Here is a 19,422-nt window from a genome sequence, read left to right as displayed (position 1 = left end):
GGGTCCGCGGGCGCGGCCAGACGAGCCCGCCCCGACGACGAGCGCGCCCAGACGACGGATGCCCGGTCACGGGCGGAACACGTCCTGACCGGCGCAGATGGCCGTCGCTCCTACCGAAAGGTGCCATCGAAACGGCCCGCCACACAACGCGCCATCGGATTGAGGCGTTACACGTGAAAGCGCAGGCGAAGACGATACTGTCCGGCTTCGTACCATGCCTCCCCGACGGTGGTGAGGCCCATGCGCGGAAGCGAGAGTGCCATGTTCCAAATCATCTGGATCATCATCGCGGGTCTGATCATCGGAGCACTCGCCCGGCTCGTCCTGCGTGGACGCCAGAATCTCCCGATCTGGCTGACGATCGTCGCCGGCATCATCGGCGCCCTGATCGGCAACGTGATCGCGAGCGCCATCGGCGTCGGGCACACCGGCGGTGTCGACTGGATCCGCCACATCCTCCAGATCGCGGTGGCGGCTGGCGCCATCCTCATTCTCCAGCCCATCTGGCGGGGCTCGCGCCGCTGACCGCACGGCCGGCACCCCTCGCTGGGCACAGCACAGCGGCGTCCTCCCCCGGGAGGACGCCGCTTGTGCGTTCAGGCCCGCGCGGCGACGCGGACCGATGCGCAGACGGAGCCGGAGAAGCTCAGGCGTCCGCCCAGTCGGGGATGTCGATGCCGTGGACCGGCGACTCACAGCCAGGCTCCGGCCACGTGACAAGGCCGTCGCCGGTGACGAAACGGCAGACCACCGACTGGATGCGCCAGCCGTCGGCCGTCCGGACCACCTCGTCGCGATAGAGCGTGTGGCGGAGCGCGGCGCTGTGCCGGTTCACGAACAGGGCATTGCGGGTGGTGCGGACCCGGTCGGGGCCGACCGCCTCGATGACCGGCGGATTGGCCAGATGCGTTCCGCGTTGCGCGGTCCGCATCAGCCTGCGCAGTCCGTCATGGCCGCGGTAGGTCCGCCCGTCGATGTCGAAGCCCGCATCCGTGGTGAACAGCCCCACCCAGCCGTCGACGTCGACGAGGTCGAGCAGGACGCAGTACCTCGCCAGCAGGCCCGTGATGGCCAGCTGGTCCGCCGGCAGCAGTTCCTCGGCATCAGCCACGCTTGCTCCTGTCCACGCGATCCGCTCCAGGAGTGCCGGGGGCCGCCCTCGGGCGTGCCACGCGCCGTCGTCCGGGGGAGGGTGACAACCGGCGCTCTGGCCCGGCCGTCTCCCGAATGCGTGTCCTGAGCTTGGTGTGATGTGCGTCACCTCAGTGTAGACCGGGGGCCCGCGCCCACACCGCCGTTTCCGAGCAAATCCCCTTACCGGGACCGGCTGGCAGGGCTCGCCGGGGTGAAGCGGACGGGCATCGCCTCGATGCCCGAGACGAAGTTGGCCGGCCGGCGCCGCAGTGGCTCGCCGGTGGCCAGCTCCATGTCGGGGAGGCGGGCCAGCAGCCGGGTGAACATCACGGTCAGCTCGTGGCGGGCGAGCTGGTTGCCGAGGCAGAAGTGGGTGCCGAAGCCGAAGGCCAGGTGGTCGTTGGGCGCGCGGGTGACGTCGAAGCGCTCCGGGTCGGTGAAGTGCGCGTCGTCGAAGTTGGCCGACTCGTAGAGCAGCAGCAGCTGCTGCCCGGCCGTCAGGTCGGCGCCGTACCAGGTCTCGTCCGCGACGACCGTGCGGCACATGTTCTTGATCGGGGAGACCCAGCGCAGCATCTCCTCCACCGCCGTGGGGATGCGCTCGGGCTCGGCCACGAGCAGGTCGCGCTGGTCGGGGTGCGCCAGCAGCGCCGCCATCCCGCCCGAGATCACGTGTCGCGTCGTCTCGTCGCCGCCGATGAGGATCAGCAGCGACTCGCTGTGGACCTCACGGTCGGTGAGCCGGTCGCCGTCGACCTCGGCGTGCACTAGGACGCTGACCAGGTCGTCCGTCGGCGCCGACCTGCGCCGCTCGACCGCCGAGGTGATGTGCTCGTGCCAGCCCGCGAAGGCCTCGGCCGACTCGGCGACCGCCTCGGGCGACGGGTTCGTGTCCAGCGCGGACAGCATGGCGTCCGACCAGCGCAGCAGCCGGGCCCGGTCCTCGGGGGCGACGCCCAGCATGTCCCCGATCACGATCATCGGGAGCGGGGCGGCGAGGTCGCGGACGAAGTCGCACTCCCCCGCCTCGCAGACGGCGTCGATGAGCAGGTCGCACAGCTCGACGAGGTAGTCGTGCCGCGACTGCACCCGGCGCGGGGTGAACCCCCGGTTGACCAGCTTGCGTCGCTTGGTGTGCTCGGGGTCATCCATATCGATCATGTGGGGAAACGCGCCGGTGCCGGGACGGGAGCCGTTCGCGCTGGAGAAGCGGTGCGGCTGTTTCTCGGCCTCCAGGACGGCCGCATAGCTCGCGACGCCCCACAGCCCGCTGCGCTCGTCGAAGAACACCGGCTCGTTCGCCCGTAACCAGGCATACGCCGCGTGTGGGTCGCCCTGGTCACCGGCGTAGAACCGGCCGTCGAGCAGGTTGAGGTCGGGCCGGACGGTCGGTGCGGTCATGCCGGTGCGCTCGCCTTCGTGCTCGTGCCCCTCGTGTCGGTCAGGCCAGGCCGGGGCCGGTCAGACAGGCCGGGGCCGGTCAGACCAGGCCGGTGGCGTCGAAGACCCAGGACAGGTCGCCGGCGGCCATCGCCTTCTGCCAGCCGGGCGGTGCCGCGGCCAGCAGCGTGTTCAGGTCCCAGTAGTCCCGCCACAACTCGATCACGCCGTCCTCGATCCGCTGGACGGACACGAACGGCAGGGTGACCTTCTCCCCGGTGGGCCAGCCCCAGTGCTCCTCGTGCTCGGTGATGACCAGGTTGCCCTCGGCGACCACGCGCGAGGTGCCGTGGCTGTACTCGGACAGGCCGGCCAGCGCGGTTTTCAGCCGAGCCTCGATGTGCTCGGGGCCTCGGGCGGCGGCCGCCGCGGTGGTCGGCACGTCGTAGTAGATCGAGTCCGGGCCGAAGAAGCCCCGCAGCCGCGCCCAGTCCCGGGCGTACAGCGCGGCCCACAGCCCGGCCGCCACGTCCCGTGGCGCCGCCAGCTCTCGCCGGGCCGTCGTCGTCGCGCTCGGATCGCCCATCGCCGTCACCTCGTCAGCCGACCGGGTGGTGGCCGCCCGTCGTTGAGCTGACGGCCCGTCAGATCTGAGAAGCTAACATCGACGCGGCCGTGACGCAGCCGGTCGACGGCGACAGTCGGGGGCTGACAGTCGGCTCTGGCTGTCGGGGGCTAGCGCAGGTCCGGCAGGGTCGCGAGGGCGTCGAGCAGGGTGTCGGACAGCGAGTCGTCGCCGCCGCGGGCGACCCAGCGCTCGAACGCGTAGCTGACGACGCCGGAGAGCGCGGCCGCGTACGCCCCGGCGCGGGCGTCGTCGGGCCCGACCCCGAGCCGCGCGCACACCGCGGCCTGGAACGACACCGCGGTGCTCACCGCGCCACGGGCCAGTGCCAGCAGCACGGTCTCCGGCAGGCGGTGCACGGCGAGGCCCCAGGTCAGCAGCAGCTCCCGGTCCGCCTCGCGCTCGTCCCCTCGCTCCGCGTCCGTCTCCCGGACCGCGGCCGAGAACGCCTCGACCAGCGACTCGTGCGCCGGCCGGTCACGGACCCTGTTGCAGAGGATCTCGGTCAGGGTTCGCGGCAGCGCGGCGAGCACCTCGTCACGGCTGCCGAAGTAGCGGAAGAACGTGCGCATCGAGATGCCCGCGGCCGCCGCGATCCGCTCGATCGTGACGTCCTGCGGAGCCTCCTGGGCGAACAGCGTCAGCGCGGTGCGTTCCAGATGCCGGGCCACCCGCTCACGCCGCAGCTCCCATCCGTTAGGACGGTGCACCAGGGTCTCGACGCTCATGAATCCGCATCATGCCGCAAGGAGGCCCCGCAGACCCGGCCCAAACGGGCCGAGACCGCGGGCCTGCGACCTCCGCGTCAGTCGGGTTACCAGCGGTTATGAACGAGCTCGCGGATCCGCTGGTCGTAGATCTCGCGGACGGCGGCCAGGGTCGCCTCGTCCAGCGGCGGCGACGCGGCGGCACCCGCGTTGGCGACCGCCTGCGCCCGGTTGCGCGCCCCGGGGATGACGGTGGTGACGCCAGGCTGGTCGATCACCCAGCGCAGCGCGAGCCGGGCCGGATGATCCGACAGCGCGGCGAACTCCCGGGCCGCCGCGACCCCCGTCGCGTAGTCCACCCCGGAGAACGTCTCGCCGACGTCGAAGGCCTCGCCGTGCCGGTTGAAGGACCGGTGGTCGGACGGGTCGAAGACGGTGTTCTCGTCGTAGCGGCCGGACAGCAGGCCCGAGGCCAGCGGAACGCGGGCGAGCACGCCCACCCCGGCGGCGCGCGCCGCCGGCAGGAACTCCTCCAGCGGCTTGCGCCGGAAGGCGTTCAGGATGATCTGGACGCTGGCGACGTGGGGCCGGCCAACCGCCGCGAGCCCCTCGGCCACGGTCTCGACGCTCACGCCGTAGCTCGCGATCCGACCCTCGGCGACCATCGTGTCCAGGGCGTCGTACACCTCGTCGCCGGTGATCACCGACGTCGGCGGGCAGTGCAGCTGCACCAGGTCGAGCCGGTCGACGCCGAGGTTGCGCCGTGACCGGTCGTTCCAGGCGCGGAAGTTCGCGAGCACGTAGTTCTCCGGCACCTGCGCGAGCCGCCGGCCCATCTTGGTGGCGACGAAGACCCCGCTGTCCGGGTGCTCCCGCAGGAACCGGCCGATCAGCTGCTCGCTGCGGCCGTCGCCGTACACGTCCGCGGTGTCGAAGAGGGTGACGCCCTGCTCGACGGCGGCGGCCAGCACGTCGAGCGCGCTCGTCTCGTCGACGGCACCCCAGTCCGCGCCCAGCTGCCAGGTGCCGAGCCCGACCACGGACACCGCCCGGCCAGTACGCCCCAGAACCCGCTCCTCCATGGCGGCGATCCTACGAGCCGAGCCCGACCGACCCAGCCCACGAACCGCGGGCCGTCAGGCGCCGTGGCCTGGGTAGCGGGCGAACTCGAAGAGCTCGTGGACGTCGTGGCCGGCGAACACCGCGTTCGACAGCCCGCACGGACTCCCGCTACTGTCTGGTCAGACAGTGTCTAAGCAGACAGAGCGTGCGCGAACAGGACGAGCGCGCGAACAGGCAGACCACAGGAAAGGAGTCAAATGCTCTGGCACCCCAGGATTGGCCGCCAGCACGGTCTTGGGCAGGCTGGAATTCAGGCCTACCGTGGACTGGTGCAGACGCTGCCTATCTCGAAGGCCAAGGACCGACTGAACGAACTAGTCGACGCCGTTGCCCTCACCCGCGAGCAGGTCACCATCACCAGAAACGGTTCCCCGGCAGCCGTGCTCGTCGGCGTCGACGAGTGGGAGTCGATCCAGGAGACCCTGTACTGGCTGTCCCAGCCAGGGATTCGCGAGTCCGTCGCCGAAGCGGACGCGGACGCCGACGCCGGACGGGTTCTCGGCGAGGACGAGATGCGCGCCCGCTTCGGCGTTCCCCACGGCGACCGGTGACGTTCGCGCCATGAGCCACCAGGTCGTCTTCACCGCGCGGGCTCAGCGCGACCTCGACCAGGTCCCGCCGCGCGTCGTTCCCGCGATTGTCGAGTTCGCCTTCGGCGACCTTGCCGATGGGCCGAGGCGCGTAGGCAAGCCGCTCGACCGCGAACTCACCGGCATCCTCAGCGCTCGTCGCGGCCCTTACCGCGTCCTCTACCGGGTCGATGACGACAAGAAACGCGTCACCATCCTGCGTGTGGCCCACCGAGCCGACGCCTACCGGCCGTGGACCGCCTGACCGCGGCCGGGGGTCAGGCGCCGTGGCCTGGGTAGCGGGCGAACTCGAAGAGCTCGTGGACGTCGTGGCCGGCCAGGAGGGCGCAGACCGCGGCGATGGCCAGGACCACCAGCGGGGCCGCCGCGGGCAGCCAGCGGCGGCGGGGCGGTGGGGCCAGCAGCGCGGCGACGCGGTCGGAGATGTGACCGTCGGTGAACGCGGCGGCGGTGGTCCGCGCCGCGTCGTGCCGGGCGAGCGCCGCCCGGGCCACTGCCTGCGCGGTCAGGCGCCGGTCGCCGGTCGCGGCGGCGGCCGCCTCGTCCGCCCAGCGTTCCAGGGCGTGGTCGCAGGCGGCGACGTAGGGCCGGGCCAGCGGGCAGGCCGCCGCCGCGAGCCGCACCACGAACCGGAACAGCCAGTGCGCGTGACTGAGGTGGCAGTGCTCGTGGGCGAGCAGCACGCGGCGCTCCTCGGCCGGCAGCGCCCGCAGCATGCCCGACGACACGACGATGCGCCCGGGCCAGCCGGGCACCGCGAGCGCGGCCGGCTCCGGGTCGTCTACGACGACGAGCACGCCGGCGCAGCGGTCCGAGCGGTAGGCCGGCAGCCAGCGGCGCGCCTCCGCCACCAGCCGTCGGGCGAGCATCACGGCGCCCGCGAGCCCGACGGCGACCGCGACCCACGCGGCGACGGAGGCGATCGTCGGCACGGGGTCCCCGGCGCCGACCAGCCGGGCCGACCAGCGCCCGACCGCCGCGACCGGCGGAGCCTGACCGACCAGCAGCACCGCGAGCAGCCCGACGACGATCACCCAGACGGCGGCGCCGCCCAGCGCGGAGGTCGCGAGCAGCAGTGCCGCCCGCGCCGGGGGCAGCCGGCGAGCGGCCGGCCGGGCGACCGCGAGCAGTACCAGCGCCGCCGCGCCGGCCAGGCAGACAGAGAGCAACACCGCGTCAGCCCTCGGCCCCTGGTCCGTCCACGTCCTGGCGCGGGTGGTTCAGCAGGTCACGCAGCGCCTGCTCCTCGCCGGGCTTCAGGCTGCCGACGAACCGGGCGAGCACCCCGACCGGGTCGTCGACCTGCTCCAGCAGGCCGCGCATCCGGCGGGCGGTGAACTCGGCCGTGCTCAGGGCCGGCTGGTAGAGGAAGGTGCGGCCATCGGCGGTCCGGGTCAGCTCACCCTTGGCGTGCAGGCGGTTGAGGATGGTCATCACCGTCGTGTAGGCGAGGCCGTCGCCCAGCGCGGCCTGTACCTCTCCTGGCGCGAGCGGCCGGTCGGCGGCCCACAGCGCGGAGAGCACCTCGGCCTCCAGCTGTCCCGGCCGCCGCCGCGACCTGCCCTCGGAGCCCATCGTCACCCGCCCAAGCTACCCGGGCCGGGACCACCAGCGGTACCGGTCGTCCCCGCGCCAACCTCACTGTAGTAGGTTGTAGTAGAACAGGTACGATGAGCCGGCACAAGGCGATGACCAGCCCAGGCCGATGAGCGGCTCAGGCTGGTTGGCCTGCCGGCCCGGAACCGAGCGGAGACCCGTGTGTCCAGTGACCTGACCTACCTGCAGTCAGGCGTGATCGGCGTGCTGCAGGGGGCCACCGAGCTGTTCCCGGTGTCGAGCCTGGGGCACTCGGTGATTATCCCGGCCCTGATCGGCGGGTCATGGAAGCACCTGGTGACCGAGAACTCGGCCGACAAGTCGCCGTACCTGGCCTTCATCGTGGCGCTGCACGTGGCGACCGCGCTCGCGCTGCTGATCTTCTACCGGTCCGACTGGGTCCGCCTGATCAGGGCCTTCGGGCAGACGCTGCGGTCCCGCAAGATCGAGACGTCGGAACAGCGGCTGGCCTGGATGGTCATCGTCGGGACCATCCCCACCGGCATCATCGGCCTCGCGCTCGAGCACACGCTGCGGACGATCTTCGCCAAGCCGGTCGCGGTCTCCGTGTTCCTGGCCATCAACGGGGTCGTCCTCTACACCGGGCAACGGATGCGTGACCGCGCCGAGCGCTCCTCGGTGGCCGCTACCCAGGGCCGGGACGGCCTGACCTCTCCCCTGGCGCCCGCGAACGACGCGGCGATCGCCGAGGCCGGCTACCCCGCGACGGCCGGCGGCGGGGACGCGCCGACCCTCGCGCTCAGGATTCCCGGGCGGTCCCGGTCCCGGGTGCCGGCCCAGGCCGGGGCCGGCCAGGGCGCCGCCCATCCCACCGGGCGAGGCCGGGCCAAGACCCTGGACAACCTCACCGTCAAGGAAGCGACCGTCATCGGGCTGTACCAGTCGCTGGCGCTGCTCGCCGGCATCTCCCGGTCCGGCGTCACCATGATCGGCAGCCTCTCCCGCGGGCTCAACAACGAGGACGCGGCCCGGTTCGCCTTCCTGCTCGCGACGCCGATCATCCTCGCGGCCGGCCTGTTCAAGCTGCCCGAACTCGCAGGCAGCGAGACGAAGGGCATCCACGGTCAGATCGTCTTCGGCGCGGTACTCGCTGGGATCGCGGCCTACCTGACCACCCGCTTCCTGGTCAGGTACTTCGAGACACGTACGCTCACGCCGTTCGCCATCTACTGCTTTGTGGCCGGCGTCCTGTGCACCGTGCGGTTCGCCTTCTTCTAGACCAGGCCCGCCGGCGCCGTGCCGGCCCGACGACCCGACCCGCATCCGGACCCAACCGGCACGAAAGAGGCAGACACGCTCGTGGAGCACTTCATCACCACCTACGGGATCGCCGCGGTGTTCGTGCTGATGGTCCTCGAGTCCGCGTGCATCCCGATCCCGTCCGAAGTGACCATGCTGGTCGGCGGCGCGATGTCGGCTGGGGCGTTCGCGGGCTCGAAGCCAAGCCTCGTCCTGGTGATCGCGGCCGGAGTGGTCGGCAACGTCATCGGCAGCTACATCGCCTGGGCCGTCGGCCGGTATGGCGGCACCCCGCTGATCATGAAGTTCGGCAGGTACGTCTTCCTGCGAGAGCACGACCTCGACAAGGCCGAACGCTGGTTCGACAACCGTGGCGCGATCTCGGTCCTGGTCGGACGCCTGCTCCCGGTGATCCGGACGTTCATCTCGCTGCCCGCCGGCATCGCGCGGATGAACCCGGTGAAGTTCGGCATCTACACCACGCTCGGGTGCATCCCGTGGACCGCGGCGCTGGCCATCGCGGGCTACCAGGTCGGCGGCAACTACAAGCACATCGCCGACGACTTCAAGGGTCCCACCTACATCATCCTCGTGATCGTCATCGTGGTGGCGGGGTTCCTGGCCTACCGGCACATCAAGCGAACCCGCGCCGCCGCCAGCGCGCCGGGCGCGCCCGACGACCGGACCATGGCGGTCGACCGGCGCGGACCGCGCCACCGCCGTGGCGGCGCCGCGGACACGCACGCCGCGGACACACGGGACGTGCCGAACGAGCGCCCCGGCTCCGACCGGTGGACCGACGAGCGGGACGAGACCCGCGCCCGCTGGTAGCTCGAAGGCGCCCGCCTGATCGCCAATCGTTGTGGGCGACGTTCCACCCCTCTAGTCTCGGCCGGTGCCGCAGCCGAACCCACGCATCACGATCAACGACGTCGCGGCCGCGGCCGGCGTGTCCGTCGCGACCGTCTCGAAAGTGATCAACGGCCGCTACGGGGTCGCGGCGGCGACCAGCGCGCGGGTCCGCGCCGTCATCGGCGAACTCGGCTACGAGGCGAGCCTCGTGGCGCAGAGCCTGCGCAACCAGCGCACCAACGTGATCGGGATCCTCACGGCCGACCTGGACCCGTTCAGCGCCGAGCTGTTCAAGGGCGCCGCCGACGAGGTCCGCGGCAGCGGCTTCGAGCTGATCGTCTACTCGGCCAGTGGCCGCCCCGAGGACCAGGCCGGCTGGGAGCACCGCGCCCTGTCGAGGCTGTCGGGCACGCTCATCGACGGCGCGGTGCTGGTGACGCCGACCGTGGTCGACGTGCGGCGGGGCACCCTGGTCGTGGCGGTCGACCCGCGCGCCGGCCTGCCCGGCCTGCCCGGCCTGCCGACGGTGGCCTCGGACGATCGCCGCGGCGCCCGGCTCGCCACCGAGCACCTGCTGGGGCTCGGCCACCGGCGGATCGCCCTGCTGACGAGCCGGCCCGACCCCTGGACCGAGCAGCCGCGCGAGCAGGGGTACCGGGAGGCCCTGGCCGCGGCCGGACTCGGCCCGGACATCGCCGTCGCCGGCCCCGGCCCGCGGGCCTACCGCCGCGCTGGTCTCGCCCTGTTAGCCAGGGCCGAGCGGCCCACGGCGGTGTTCGCCACGACCGACGTCGGCGCGGTCGCGACGGTCCGCGCCGCGGCGGAGCTCGGCCTGCGCGTCCCCACCGACCTCTCGGTGGTGGGCTTCGGCAACGTTCCCGAGTCGGCGCTGAACGCCCCGCCGCTGACCACCGTCCAGCAGCCGATCAAGGAGATGGGCCGGCGCGCCGTCACACTGCTGCTCGGCCTGCTGCGCGGCGACGCCGCGCCGGCGGCGCACGTCACGCTCGCCACCCGCCTGGTCGTGCGCGCCTCCACCCTGCCGCCGCCGGCGGACCGCGCCGGCTGATCATCGACGCGAGCCGGCCGCCCACGCCGGTCAGAGGACCGCGCCACGCTCCTTCAGCGCGGTGATCTCCTCCCAGCTCAGGCCGAGCCCGAGCAGGACGTCCTCGGTGTGCTCGCCGTGCTCGGGCGCGCGGGTCGGCCGGCTCGGCCGCCCGTCGAACTGGACCGGCGCGGTGACCATCGGCAGGCCGAAGCCGCCGGCCATCTCGACGTCGGCCACGTAGCCGTTCGCGACCACCTGCGGGTCGTCGTGGACCTCGCGCGGGGTCTGCACCGGCGCCCACTCCCCCGCGAACCCGGCCAGCGCCGCCCGCCAGTCCGCGAGCGTCCGGGTGGCGAAGACGGCGTCGAGCTCGTCGACGCAGGCGGCGGCGTTGCGCCGCCGGGCGTCCAGATCCACGAACCGCGGATCCACGGCGAGCTCCGGGTGGCCCACCGCGGCGCACAGGTCGGGCCAGTACCGGTCCGGCGTGAGCATCATCAGCGCGACGAACCGGTCGTCCGCCGTCCGGTAGGTGAGCATCAGCGGGTTCCACACCGCCTGCCGGTCGACCCGGGTGCCCGTCCGGCCCGCGGCGTCCAGCCGGGCGTTCACGACGTCCGGCTGGACCTGCCAGAGCCCCGCGGCCAGCAACGACGAGTCGATGACGGACGGCTCCCCGGTGGTCGCGCGCCGGTAGAGCGCGGTGCTGACGGCGCCGGCGAGCGCGAGACCCGCGACGAGGTCGCCGAAGGCAGGCCGCGGCGGTCCTGGCCACTCGGCCGGCGAGGTGTAGAGGTGCTGCATGCCGCTGCGGGCCCAGTAGGCGCCGGTGTCGTAGCCGCCGCGGCCCGCGTCCGGGCCGCGGGAGCCGAACGCGGTGCCGCGGACGTAGATCACCGACGGCGCGTCGGCCCGCACGTCCTCGACGTCGAGGCGCAGCCTGCGCAGGCCGTCCTCGCGCAGGCTGGTGACGAACACGTCGGTGTCCTGGAGCAGCCGGCCCAGCAGGGCCCGGCCGTCCGGGTGCGCGAGATCGATGCCGACCGACCGCTTGCCCCGGTTGGCGGACTGGAAGAACGGGTCGACGCCGCGGTAGACGTTGTGCAGCCCGACCGTGGTCAACGCCCGGTACGGGTCGCCGGTGACCGGATGCTCGACCTTGACGACCTGGGCGCCCCACTCGGCGAGCACCGCGCTGGCCATCGGCACGAAGACGTGCGTGGCCACCTCCAGCACCCGGATCCCCGCCAGCGGACCGACGTCAGCCACCCGACCTCCTCTACCGCGGCGGCCCCGGGCGGCATGGCGCCGACCCATCAGGTAAGTGACCGCTCATGAAGTATCGGTGCCAGGTGCGCCGGCGCACAGCCAGATCGGCCCAGCCTGGCCAGGTCGTACGGCACGCCTGGCCCGCTGCCGCCGATCCGGCCTCGGCGGCGGCGAGCCAGGCGCCCGGTGAATCAGCCCTGGACCACCGCAGGATCCGCGAACGCGGCCATCGCGGCCCGGTCCTCCGGCAGGACGAAGCCCGCCTTGATCGCGGCGGTGGTCGCGGCGTCGTAACGCCGCTGGTAGTCGGCCCGGCTCGGGTACAGCGCGGCGATCCGGCTGGCGGGCAGCGGCTTCGTCGATCCGAGCAGCAGGCAGATCACCGACGGGTTCGGCCCGGTCGCGCCGGAGAGGGCGGCCACCGGCACCTCGACCGGCGGCGTGCGGATCCCACCGATCGCGATGCCGTCGCCGTCCCGCCGGATCTGGGGCGTGCCCGTCGAGTCATCCACGTCGAACCGCGGCGCGGTGACGGGCACCGTTCCGGTCGTGACCCAGTGCACCAACGCGCGCAGGGCCGCCTTCGCGACCACGTGCATCGGGCCGTTGTTGATCGGCAGGCCGCAGTCCAGCGTGCTGGCGTTCGGCCCGACCAGGTGCGCGTCCGCGTGCGCCGTACCGGTGACCTCCCAGTCCCGGAAGCGGTCCGTGTCGGGCTGGCGGGCCGGGTAGGCGTTGAGGATTCCGGTGACGTCGGACTCCGTCTGGATGTCCAGCACCGGTGCGTCCTGGTCGGTCCGCATGATCGTCGTGACGCCGCTCAGCGATCCGGCGATGTCGGCGTACTTGCCCGGCGCGGCCAGCGGGAGGCCGGCCTTGCCCCGGCTGTGCACCAGGAACCCGTCGAACTCGTGGGTCAGCGGCTGGACGCCGTTGTAGTAGGTGACCATCGCGAAGGCGGACTGCGACTCACCCGCCGCGATCAGCCGCTTCGGCGCCTGACCGGCGGTTCCCGCACCGGCCCCGACGGCGCGGGCCACCTGGGTGAAGATGTCGAACGCGAACCCGTCACCGGGATGCTGCAGCGACCCGTACCGCGCCGGGTCGATCGCCTTGAGGCCCTTGCCCGCGACGGTGTTGGCGCCGGGCAGCGTCACCGCCACCGCTCCGCCCGACACGCCGATCAGCTGGGCCGACACCCCGACCCAGATGTCGCCCGCGCGCATGAGCTCCTCGTGGAGACTGGTCCACTCGGGGTCGGCGTCGACACCGCCGCTGACGTTCAGCCATTCGAGGACGACCGTGCCGCTGAACTTCTTGGGGTCGGTGGGCCGGCGGACCAGGACTCTCGTCCGGTAGGGAGCGTTCGCGTCGGGCACGAACCTCCACCGGCCGTCCCCGTTGACCGCGCCGTCGGTCTTGTAGGAGGACGCGGTTCCCGCCGCCGCGAACTCCTGCTCGACGTAGCCGCCCGCGCTGACGTTCTCGGGGGTCGGCGCGCCGATGAAGACGCCGTTCCCACCGGTCAGGGGCGAGAACGCGGCCGCCGGGCCGGCCACCCGCGGGGTCGTCCTGGTGGCGGACGCCGGGCCGGTCGTGGTGGCCGCGGGGGACGCGGTGCCACCGCCGCCGCTGCCGCCGCACGCGGTGGCGAGCCCGAGCACCGCGAGGCACGCCAGGGTGGCGACGCGGGTGCCGGGCCGGCCGCGTAACAGTCGACCGATCGGGGTTCGTTCGCCAGGTCGCCGGCGGATTCCGGAAACGGCCATGGGTGTCCTCCTCGCGGCCAGGAACTCGGCCGGCGCCCTGCGGCGGCCCGCCACGTCCGGACCAGTCTGGGAGATCCACCTCACAGGCGCATCGAATCCGGGGGCCTTCCGACGAAGTGGGACATTTGACCCCACCGAATCCCGGCGCGGCCGGAAGGCGCGACCATCGGTGACGGACCGGCGCGGATGTGTCGGCTGCGAGGCACTCAGCGCGCCCGGTATGGAACAGGACGGTACGGTTCGGTCCCGCTGGTCGCGAAAGATGGGGAGTGCGCAGATGACGTCGACCGAAGGCGTCGGCCGGGTTCGCCGCGCGGCGCGGCCACGGTCGCTCGCCGGGCCGATCACCCTTGCGCTGGCCGCCATGGTGCTGGCTGCCTGCTCGTTCGGCGGTGGCTCGGACACGCCCCCGGAGGCAACCGGCGGGCCGACCGGCGCGGGCGGGTCGGCGGGCGCGCAGGCCGCCCCGACCCTGGCGGCCGTCACCTCGGCGGGCGCGCTGGTGCTGCTCGACCCGACCAACGGCCAGGCCACGCGGACCCTGGTGCCCAGTGGCGTCGTCGGCGATGCCCTGGCGGTCAGCCCGGACGGCAGGGCGGTCTACTACGAGCTCGGCGCCGGCTGCCAGCACGAGATCTGGCGGGTCAGCACCGCCGACGGCGCGAAGACCCGGATCACGACGGCCGGCAACGCCCCGGCACTCAGCCCCAACGGCGAGCGCCTCGCCTACGCGACGCAGTACTTCGACAACGACAACCACGCCAGCTGCTACCCGGACAACGACATCACCGCCGGCTACCAGGTGATCGTCCTCGACCTGGCCACCCACCAGACGCACCGCTACCCGATGGCGCCCCAGGTGGCCGCCACCGGCCTGCCGGCCCCGGTGGACCACCTGTCCTGGTCGCCCGACGGCGGCCGGCTGGCCGTCTCGATGAGCGCGGTCCAGGACAACGAGGGCTGGCAGCTCGCGATCATGAACCCCACGACCGACACGACGTACTTCCAGGACGACGGCTCGACCCAGGTCCCGCTGCCGGCCGGCACCAACCAGGACACCTTCTACGCCGAGGGCGCCTTCCTGCCGAACGGGCATCTCTTCGTCGTCCGGCAGTGCTGCTCCGGCTACCCGCCGAACACGACGAACGTCGACATGCTGGAGATCGACCCGGCGAGCGGCAAGCAGCTGCGGCAGGTCGCCGTCGGCCTGACCGACCGGGACCACACCAGCCTCGACGCGAGCGCGGACGGGCACTGGCTGCTGTACCTGTCGGGCAAGGACCTGGAGATCTCCCACGACGGCGCGAAGCCCACGATCCTGGCCACCGGCTTCCTCGCCGCCGCCTGGTAGACCGGCCGCCAGGCGCCCGGTGGGCCAGGCGCCTGGTCAGGCGGTCTGGGCCGAGGCGGACCGCACGGCGGCGGCGAAGTCGGCGATGAGGTCGTCGCCGGCCGCGTAGCCGGGGAAGTAGGCGCAGATCCGGTCGCAGTCGCCGTAGCGGGCGACGATCTCGGCGGCCACCTCGTCCGGGGTGCCCCAGACCGCGAGGGTCCGCAACATCTCGTCGTCGATCAGCCCGGTCATCGTCGTCCACTCGCCCCGTTTGGACAGCGCGTTCAGCTCGGGCTGCAGGTCGCCCCAGCCCTCGGCGTCGAGCACCGGCCGGTAGGCCGGTGTCGACCCGTAGAACGCGAGCAGGAAGGTCGCGGCCCGCGCGGTCGCCAGCTCCTCGTCGGTGCGCCCGACGGCGACGATGACCTCGGCGGTCAGCTCCAGATCGCCGCGTGACCGGCCGGCCACCGCGAGGCCCGCCTCGATGGCGGGCATCGTCCGGGTCCGCATGTGCCGGTCGCTGTTGAACGGCATCACGAGAATGCCGTCGGCGACCTCGGCGGCCATCTGGTTCATGCGGGGCCCGAGCGCGCCGACGAGCACCTTCGGAACGCCATACGGGTTCGGCCCCGGGTTGAAGGCCGGAGTCATCAGGGTGTGGGTCGTGTACTCCCCGCGGAAGTCGAGCCGGCCGCCGTGCTGCCAGCTGTCCAGGATCGCCCTGGTGGCGAGCACCCATTCCCGCATCTGCGCGACGGGCTTCCCCCAGCGGGCACCGAACCGATGCTCCACGTGCGCCCGTACCTGCGAGCCGAGGCCGAGCCGGAAGCGGCCCGCCGAGAGCAGGTGCAGGTCGTAGGCCGCGTGCGCGAGATGCATCGGGCTGCGCGGAAACGCGATCGCGACGTTCGTCATCAGGTCGAGCGAGCACACCGGAGCCGCCGCGACCAGTGGGAAGAACAGGTCGTGGGAGTTCTCGAAGGTGAAGACACCGTCGACGCCGGTGCCTTCCAGCGCCCGGGCCCGGTCGGCGGCCTCGACCACCGAGTTCGCCAGCATCACATCGATTTTCAACGCCACGAGGACGGGATCCTCCTGTTCGACGGGTCGACCAGCACGTTGCTCCGGAGACGGTGCTCGTGCCACGCTTCCTGGACGGCTCGCGGTGTAACGGGTTCTACGAGGTCTACCGCACGGGGTCGAGCCGGGTCACGCCGTCATCGGAAGGAGCGCCCGCGCATGACGAGCAGCGACAACGCGACAGTCGGCAGCGACGTCTACTACGACCCCTACGACGCGACGATCGACGTCGACCCCTATCCGACCTGGCGCCGGCTGCGCGACGAGGCCCCGCTCTACTACAACGAGAAGTTCGACTTCTTCGCGCTGAGCCGGTTCGGCGACGTCGAGGCGGCGCTGTCCGACTGGCACACCTACCGCTCCGGCCGCGGCTCGGTGCTGGAGCTCATCCGGGCGAACATCGAGCTGCCGCCCGGGATCATCCTTTTCGAGGACCCGCCGGTTCACACGGTCCACCGCAAGATCCTCGCCCAGGTCTTCACGCCGAAGAAGATGAACGCCCTCGAGCCGAAGGTCCGCGAGTTCTGCGCCCGCAGCCTCGACCCGCTCGTCGGCGCGGGCCGGTTCGACTTCATCAAGGACCTCGGCGCCCAGATGCCGATGCGCACCATCGGCTACCTGCTCGGCATCCCCGAGGAGGACCAGGAGGCGATCCGGGACCGTTTCGACGAGGGCCTGAAGCTCACCGGCGACGGCACCGACCTCCCGACGCCGGACATGAGCTACAGCGGCGACGAGTTCGGCGAGTACATCGACTGGCGCGCCAAGAACCCGTCCGACGACATCATGACCGAGCTGCTGACCGCGCAGTTCGAGGACGAGACGGGCACGACGCGCACGCTCAGCCGCGAGGAGATCCTCACCTACATCACGCTGCTGACCGGGGCGGGCAACGAGACGACCACCCGGCTGGTCGGCTGGGCCGGCAAGGTCCTCGCCGAGAACCCCGACCAGCGCCGCGAGCTCGCCACCGACCGCTCGCTCATCCCGAACGCGATCGAGGAGCTGCTGCGCTACGAGGCGCCCTCCCCGGTCCAGGCCCGTTATGTCGCGAACGACGTCACCTACCACGGCCAGACCGTCCCCGAGGGCAGCATCATGGTGCTGCTCAACGGCTCCGGGAACCGCGACGAACGCCGCTACCCCGACCCGGACCACTTCGACATCCGCCGCGACGTCGGCCGTCACCTCACCTTCGGCTACGGCATCCACCACTGCCTCGGCGCGGCCCTCGCCCGCCTCGAAGGCCGCGTCGCCCTCGACGAGGTCCTCCAGCGCTTCCCCGAGTGGGAGGTCGACTGGCCGAACGCCGTCCAGGCGCGCACGTCCACCGTCCGCGGCTGGGAGACCCTCCCCGTCCACACCGGCTGACGTCAGCCGGGCGCGGCAAGGGTCGCGGAGATCACTGGGGATTCGGGCCGGTAAGGCGGGTCCTGGCGCGAAGATTGCCAGGACCCGCCCGCGCGAACCAGGCTTCTGGTCCGACATCGACGTCGAACTCGATATAACAGGAGATCCGCCAACGGCGGCGGGTTACCGTGCCGGTGGACCAGACCGCTGCCACGGCTCTGCCGTCCGGGAAGGATCTTCCGTGTCCGAACAGACCGACCGTGCCGACCGGCTTTCCTTACCCAATGCCAGTCGCGGCTGGCGCGACGACACGCGGACCAGCCGGCGCGGCACCGGTCGCACCAGTCGGGGCCGGCAGACCCATGACCAGCTGCTCGACGCGGCGCGGGTCGTGTTCGAACGTGACGGCTTCCTGCGCGCCCGGGTGGCCGACATCTGCGACGAGGCCGGCACGTCCCACGGCTCGTTCTACACGTACTTCGTGTCCAAGGAAGAGATCTTCCGGAAGGTCGTCGACTCGGTCGAGGTCGACCTGCTCACCGTGGACCCGGCTCCCTCGGAGACCGACCCGGTCGAGCGCATCCGCGCGGCCAACGAGCACTACCTGCGCTCGTACGCCGCCAACGCCGGGATCATGCGGGTCATCCACCAGGTCGCCACGATCGACGCCGAGGTCTGGCGGATTCGCACCCAGCGCCAGAACGCGTTCGCGCAGACCATCGAGCGGCGCATCCGGGCACTGCAGCAGGACGGGGTCGCCGATCCCGCGGTCCAGCCGGAGTACGCGGCCCAGGCGCTCGGCGGCATGGTCGCGCACTTCGCCGAGCTGCTGTTCAACTCGCGCGACCCGGTCGGCCTGGACGTCGAGTCCGCCACCGAGGAGCTCACCCGGCTGTGGGCGAACGCCCTGGGCATCCCGGCCCGCGCCGAGACCGCCTGACCCGATCTCCTGGTGCCTCAACCCGGGCGCGCGGCCGCGCCGCGCGCCCGGCTCGGAATCAGAGCACCTTCTCCGCGGGGTCGACGCCCATGATCGAGGAGAGGTTGCCGCCCATGATCTTGCGCTGCTCCTCGGCGGTCAGGCTGTCGAGCTCGTCGATGAAGGTCACCGGGTCGAACAGCCCCTCCGGGTGCGGGTAGTCGGACCCGAACACGACGTTGTCCGCGCCGAGCACCTTGACCAGGCCGACCACGTCCTCCTCGTGGAACGGGTGGACGTAGACGCACCGGTGCCAGGCCACCATCGGGTCCTCGTCGAACAGGCCCGGGGTGCGCGCGTAGAGCTTCTCCAGCTGGGTGACCAGCGGCCGAACCCAGGAGCTGCCGTTCTCCACCGGCAGGAAGCGCAGGCCGGGGAACCGGCTCGTCAGCCCATGTCCGATGATCGAGGCTATCACGTCCTTGATCACCCGGTGCTCGCTCATCACCAGCTCGGCGAACCCGGACCGCTTCGACTTGAACGGCAGGAACTCGGCGGCGGCGCCCTCCCACTCGTTCAGGTACCGCTGGAAGCCGTCGTCGGAGGCGTGCATGCCGACGACGACGCCGGCCTCCTCGACCCGCTTCCAGAACGGGTCGAACTCCGGCAGCGCGAACGAGCGGCGCGTCCCGTTGTAGCCGGGCACCGGCGCCGGCCGGACCAGGATCGCCCGGGCCCCGCGCTCCAGCACCCAGTCCAGCTCACGCAGCGCCTCATCCAGGATGGGCAGCGTGATGATCGGGGTCGGGAAGATCCGGTTCTCGAAGTCGAACGTCCAGTGCTCGTGCATCCACTGGTTCAGGGCCCGCACGACGATGACCGTCGCCTCGGGGTCGTCCGCGAGCCGCTCCTCCAGCAGGCTGGCGAGCGTCGGCCACATCATCGCCCGGTCGATCGACAGCTCGTTCATCAGCTCGAGCCGGTCCGCCGGGTTGAAGTACGCCGGCACCGACGGCACGTACCGCGGCGGCGGCAGTACCTCGATGTCGCCGGCCTTCGTCTTCGACGACGGGTTCTTCAGCCGGAACTCCAGCTCCTGGGCTCCGGGCGGCGCCACCACGTTGAAGGTCGGGTTCGGGATGTACTCGCTGATCTGACCGCGTAACGCGATCTTGGTCCGGCCGTTGACCTGTACGTACTTGACCAGGCCGCTGTACTCGGCCGGCAGGTACCTGGTGAAGGCGTCGGTCGTCTCGTACATGTGGTTGTCCGCGTCGAAGACGGGAAACTCGATCGCTCGCGACAAGGCATGCTCCCAGCAGGTCCACCCTCGCTCGCGGGCGACGGAGGTCCGCGAGCTGGCACGGGGTCCGGAGTTCGCTGAG

At 72.0% G+C, this 19,422-nt stretch carries 20 protein-coding genes; 9 read left to right on the top strand and 11 right to left on the bottom strand.

Translation table 11 applies throughout. The annotated features are described in order from the left end of the window. Positions 1 to 261: 261 nt before the first annotated feature. Entirely contained in the window at positions 262 to 525 is a 264-nt protein-coding gene (locus FRAEUI1C_RS10220; protein WP_041259150.1) for a GlsB/YeaQ/YmgE family stress response membrane protein, read from the top strand. Between the two features lie 121 nt (positions 526 to 646). Here the strand turns inward: FRAEUI1C_RS10220 and FRAEUI1C_RS10215 are convergent, their stop codons facing one another. The 5 genes from FRAEUI1C_RS10215 to FRAEUI1C_RS10195 all read right to left on the bottom strand — a co-directional run bounded on the left by FRAEUI1C_RS10215 (position 647) and on the right by FRAEUI1C_RS10195 (position 4,928). Beyond that, complete coding sequence (locus FRAEUI1C_RS10215) at positions 647 to 1,111, bottom strand: nuclear transport factor 2 family protein (protein WP_013423219.1); 465 nt, start codon at positions 1,109 to 1,111, stop codon at positions 647 to 649. Between the two features lie 203 nt (positions 1,112 to 1,314). Then, positions 1,315 to 2,535, bottom strand: a complete 1,221-nt coding sequence (locus FRAEUI1C_RS10210; protein WP_013423218.1) for a cytochrome P450 — start codon at positions 2,533 to 2,535, stop codon at positions 1,315 to 1,317. Positions 2,536 to 2,614: 79 nt separating this feature from the next. Further along, positions 2,615 to 3,100, bottom strand: a complete 486-nt coding sequence (locus FRAEUI1C_RS10205) for a nuclear transport factor 2 family protein (RefSeq protein ID WP_013423217.1) — start codon at positions 3,098 to 3,100, stop codon at positions 2,615 to 2,617. A 149-nt stretch (positions 3,101 to 3,249) separates the two neighbouring features. After that, positions 3,250 to 3,867, bottom strand: coding sequence for a TetR family transcriptional regulator (locus tag FRAEUI1C_RS10200; protein ID WP_013423216.1), 618 nt, complete (start codon positions 3,865 to 3,867; stop codon positions 3,250 to 3,252). Positions 3,868 to 3,953: 86 nt separating this feature from the next. Further along, complete coding sequence (locus tag FRAEUI1C_RS10195; protein WP_013423215.1) at positions 3,954 to 4,928, bottom strand: aldo/keto reductase; 975 nt, start codon at positions 4,926 to 4,928, stop codon at positions 3,954 to 3,956. Positions 4,929 to 5,237: 309 nt separating this feature from the next. On the opposite strand from FRAEUI1C_RS10195, the gene FRAEUI1C_RS10190 reads away from it, so the two are divergent. Together FRAEUI1C_RS10190 and FRAEUI1C_RS10185 are read left to right on the top strand one after the other, a co-directional pair. Next, positions 5,238 to 5,519, top strand: coding sequence for a type II toxin-antitoxin system Phd/YefM family antitoxin (locus FRAEUI1C_RS10190; protein ID WP_013423214.1), 282 nt, complete (start codon positions 5,238 to 5,240; stop codon positions 5,517 to 5,519). Positions 5,520 to 5,529: 10 nt separating this feature from the next. After that, the gene (locus tag FRAEUI1C_RS10185) at positions 5,530 to 5,802 is read left to right on the top strand and encodes a type II toxin-antitoxin system RelE family toxin (protein ID WP_013423213.1); all 273 of its coding nucleotides are present in this window, start codon (positions 5,530 to 5,532) and stop codon (positions 5,800 to 5,802) included. A gap of 13 nt (positions 5,803 to 5,815) precedes the next feature. On the opposite strand, the gene FRAEUI1C_RS10180 is transcribed toward FRAEUI1C_RS10185, so the two are convergent. Both FRAEUI1C_RS10180 and FRAEUI1C_RS10175 read right to left on the bottom strand, forming a co-directional pair. Next, positions 5,816 to 6,730 (bottom strand): M48 family metalloprotease, encoded by a 915-nt coding sequence (locus FRAEUI1C_RS10180; RefSeq protein WP_013423212.1) that lies wholly within the window; start codon positions 6,728 to 6,730, stop codon positions 5,816 to 5,818. 4 nt (positions 6,731 to 6,734) lie between these two features. Further along, entirely contained in the window at positions 6,735 to 7,133 is a 399-nt protein-coding gene (locus tag FRAEUI1C_RS10175; protein WP_013423211.1) for a BlaI/MecI/CopY family transcriptional regulator, read from the bottom strand. Positions 7,134 to 7,316: 183 nt separating this feature from the next. Between FRAEUI1C_RS10175 and FRAEUI1C_RS10170 the strand changes: the two genes are divergently transcribed. From FRAEUI1C_RS10170 to FRAEUI1C_RS10160, 3 genes are all read left to right on the top strand, one after another. Then, on the top strand, positions 7,317 to 8,393 hold the full coding sequence (locus FRAEUI1C_RS10170; protein ID WP_013423210.1) for an undecaprenyl-diphosphate phosphatase: 1,077 nt from the start codon (positions 7,317 to 7,319) through the stop codon (positions 8,391 to 8,393). Positions 8,394 to 8,474: 81 nt separating this feature from the next. Then, positions 8,475 to 9,245, top strand: a complete 771-nt coding sequence (locus tag FRAEUI1C_RS10165; RefSeq protein WP_013423209.1) for a DedA family protein — start codon at positions 8,475 to 8,477, stop codon at positions 9,243 to 9,245. A 64-nt stretch (positions 9,246 to 9,309) separates the two neighbouring features. Continuing rightward, entirely contained in the window at positions 9,310 to 10,335 is a 1,026-nt protein-coding gene (locus tag FRAEUI1C_RS10160; RefSeq protein ID WP_013423208.1) for a LacI family DNA-binding transcriptional regulator, read from the top strand. A gap of 30 nt (positions 10,336 to 10,365) precedes the next feature. Here FRAEUI1C_RS10160 and FRAEUI1C_RS10155 read toward each other — a convergent pair whose 3' ends face one another. Both FRAEUI1C_RS10155 and FRAEUI1C_RS10150 read right to left on the bottom strand, forming a co-directional pair. Beyond that, positions 10,366 to 11,586: a CaiB/BaiF CoA transferase family protein gene (locus FRAEUI1C_RS10155; protein WP_013423207.1), complete on the bottom strand. Its 1,221-nt coding sequence runs from the start codon at positions 11,584 to 11,586 to the stop codon at positions 10,366 to 10,368. Between the two features lie 191 nt (positions 11,587 to 11,777). Then, positions 11,778 to 13,355: an alpha/beta hydrolase domain-containing protein gene (locus FRAEUI1C_RS10150; protein WP_013423206.1), complete on the bottom strand. Its 1,578-nt coding sequence runs from the start codon at positions 13,353 to 13,355 to the stop codon at positions 11,778 to 11,780. A gap of 277 nt (positions 13,356 to 13,632) precedes the next feature. Here FRAEUI1C_RS10150 and FRAEUI1C_RS10145 point away from each other — a divergent pair, with 277 nt between their 5' ends. After that, the gene (locus tag FRAEUI1C_RS10145; protein ID WP_013423205.1) at positions 13,633 to 14,706 is read left to right on the top strand and encodes a TolB-like translocation protein; all 1,074 of its coding nucleotides are present in this window, start codon (positions 13,633 to 13,635) and stop codon (positions 14,704 to 14,706) included. A 36-nt stretch (positions 14,707 to 14,742) separates the two neighbouring features. On the opposite strand, the gene FRAEUI1C_RS10140 is transcribed toward FRAEUI1C_RS10145, so the two are convergent. Then, entirely contained in the window at positions 14,743 to 15,768 is a 1,026-nt protein-coding gene (locus tag FRAEUI1C_RS10140; protein WP_013423204.1) for a TIGR03617 family F420-dependent LLM class oxidoreductase, read from the bottom strand. Positions 15,769 to 15,927: 159 nt separating this feature from the next. On the opposite strand from FRAEUI1C_RS10140, the gene FRAEUI1C_RS10135 reads away from it, so the two are divergent. After that, positions 15,928 to 17,139, top strand: coding sequence for a cytochrome P450 (locus tag FRAEUI1C_RS10135; protein WP_013423203.1), 1,212 nt, complete (start codon positions 15,928 to 15,930; stop codon positions 17,137 to 17,139). A gap of 220 nt (positions 17,140 to 17,359) precedes the next feature. Next, positions 17,360 to 18,058, top strand: a complete 699-nt coding sequence (locus FRAEUI1C_RS10130; protein WP_013423202.1) for a TetR/AcrR family transcriptional regulator — start codon at positions 17,360 to 17,362, stop codon at positions 18,056 to 18,058. A gap of 58 nt (positions 18,059 to 18,116) precedes the next feature. Here FRAEUI1C_RS10130 and FRAEUI1C_RS10125 read toward each other — a convergent pair whose 3' ends face one another. After that, a complete protein-coding gene (locus FRAEUI1C_RS10125) occupies positions 18,117 to 19,343 on the bottom strand; it encodes an amidohydrolase family protein (protein ID WP_013423201.1) in 1,227 nt (408 codons plus the stop codon). Between the last annotated feature and the right edge of the window lie 79 nt (positions 19,344 to 19,422).

The sequence above is a fragment of the Pseudofrankia inefficax genome (assembly GCF_000166135.1).
GTDB lineage: Bacteria > Actinomycetota > Actinomycetes > Frankiales > Frankiaceae > Pseudofrankia > Pseudofrankia inefficax.
The sequence above is the reverse complement of the archived record's forward strand: the minus strand, read 5'-3'. Positions and strand labels throughout refer to the sequence as shown.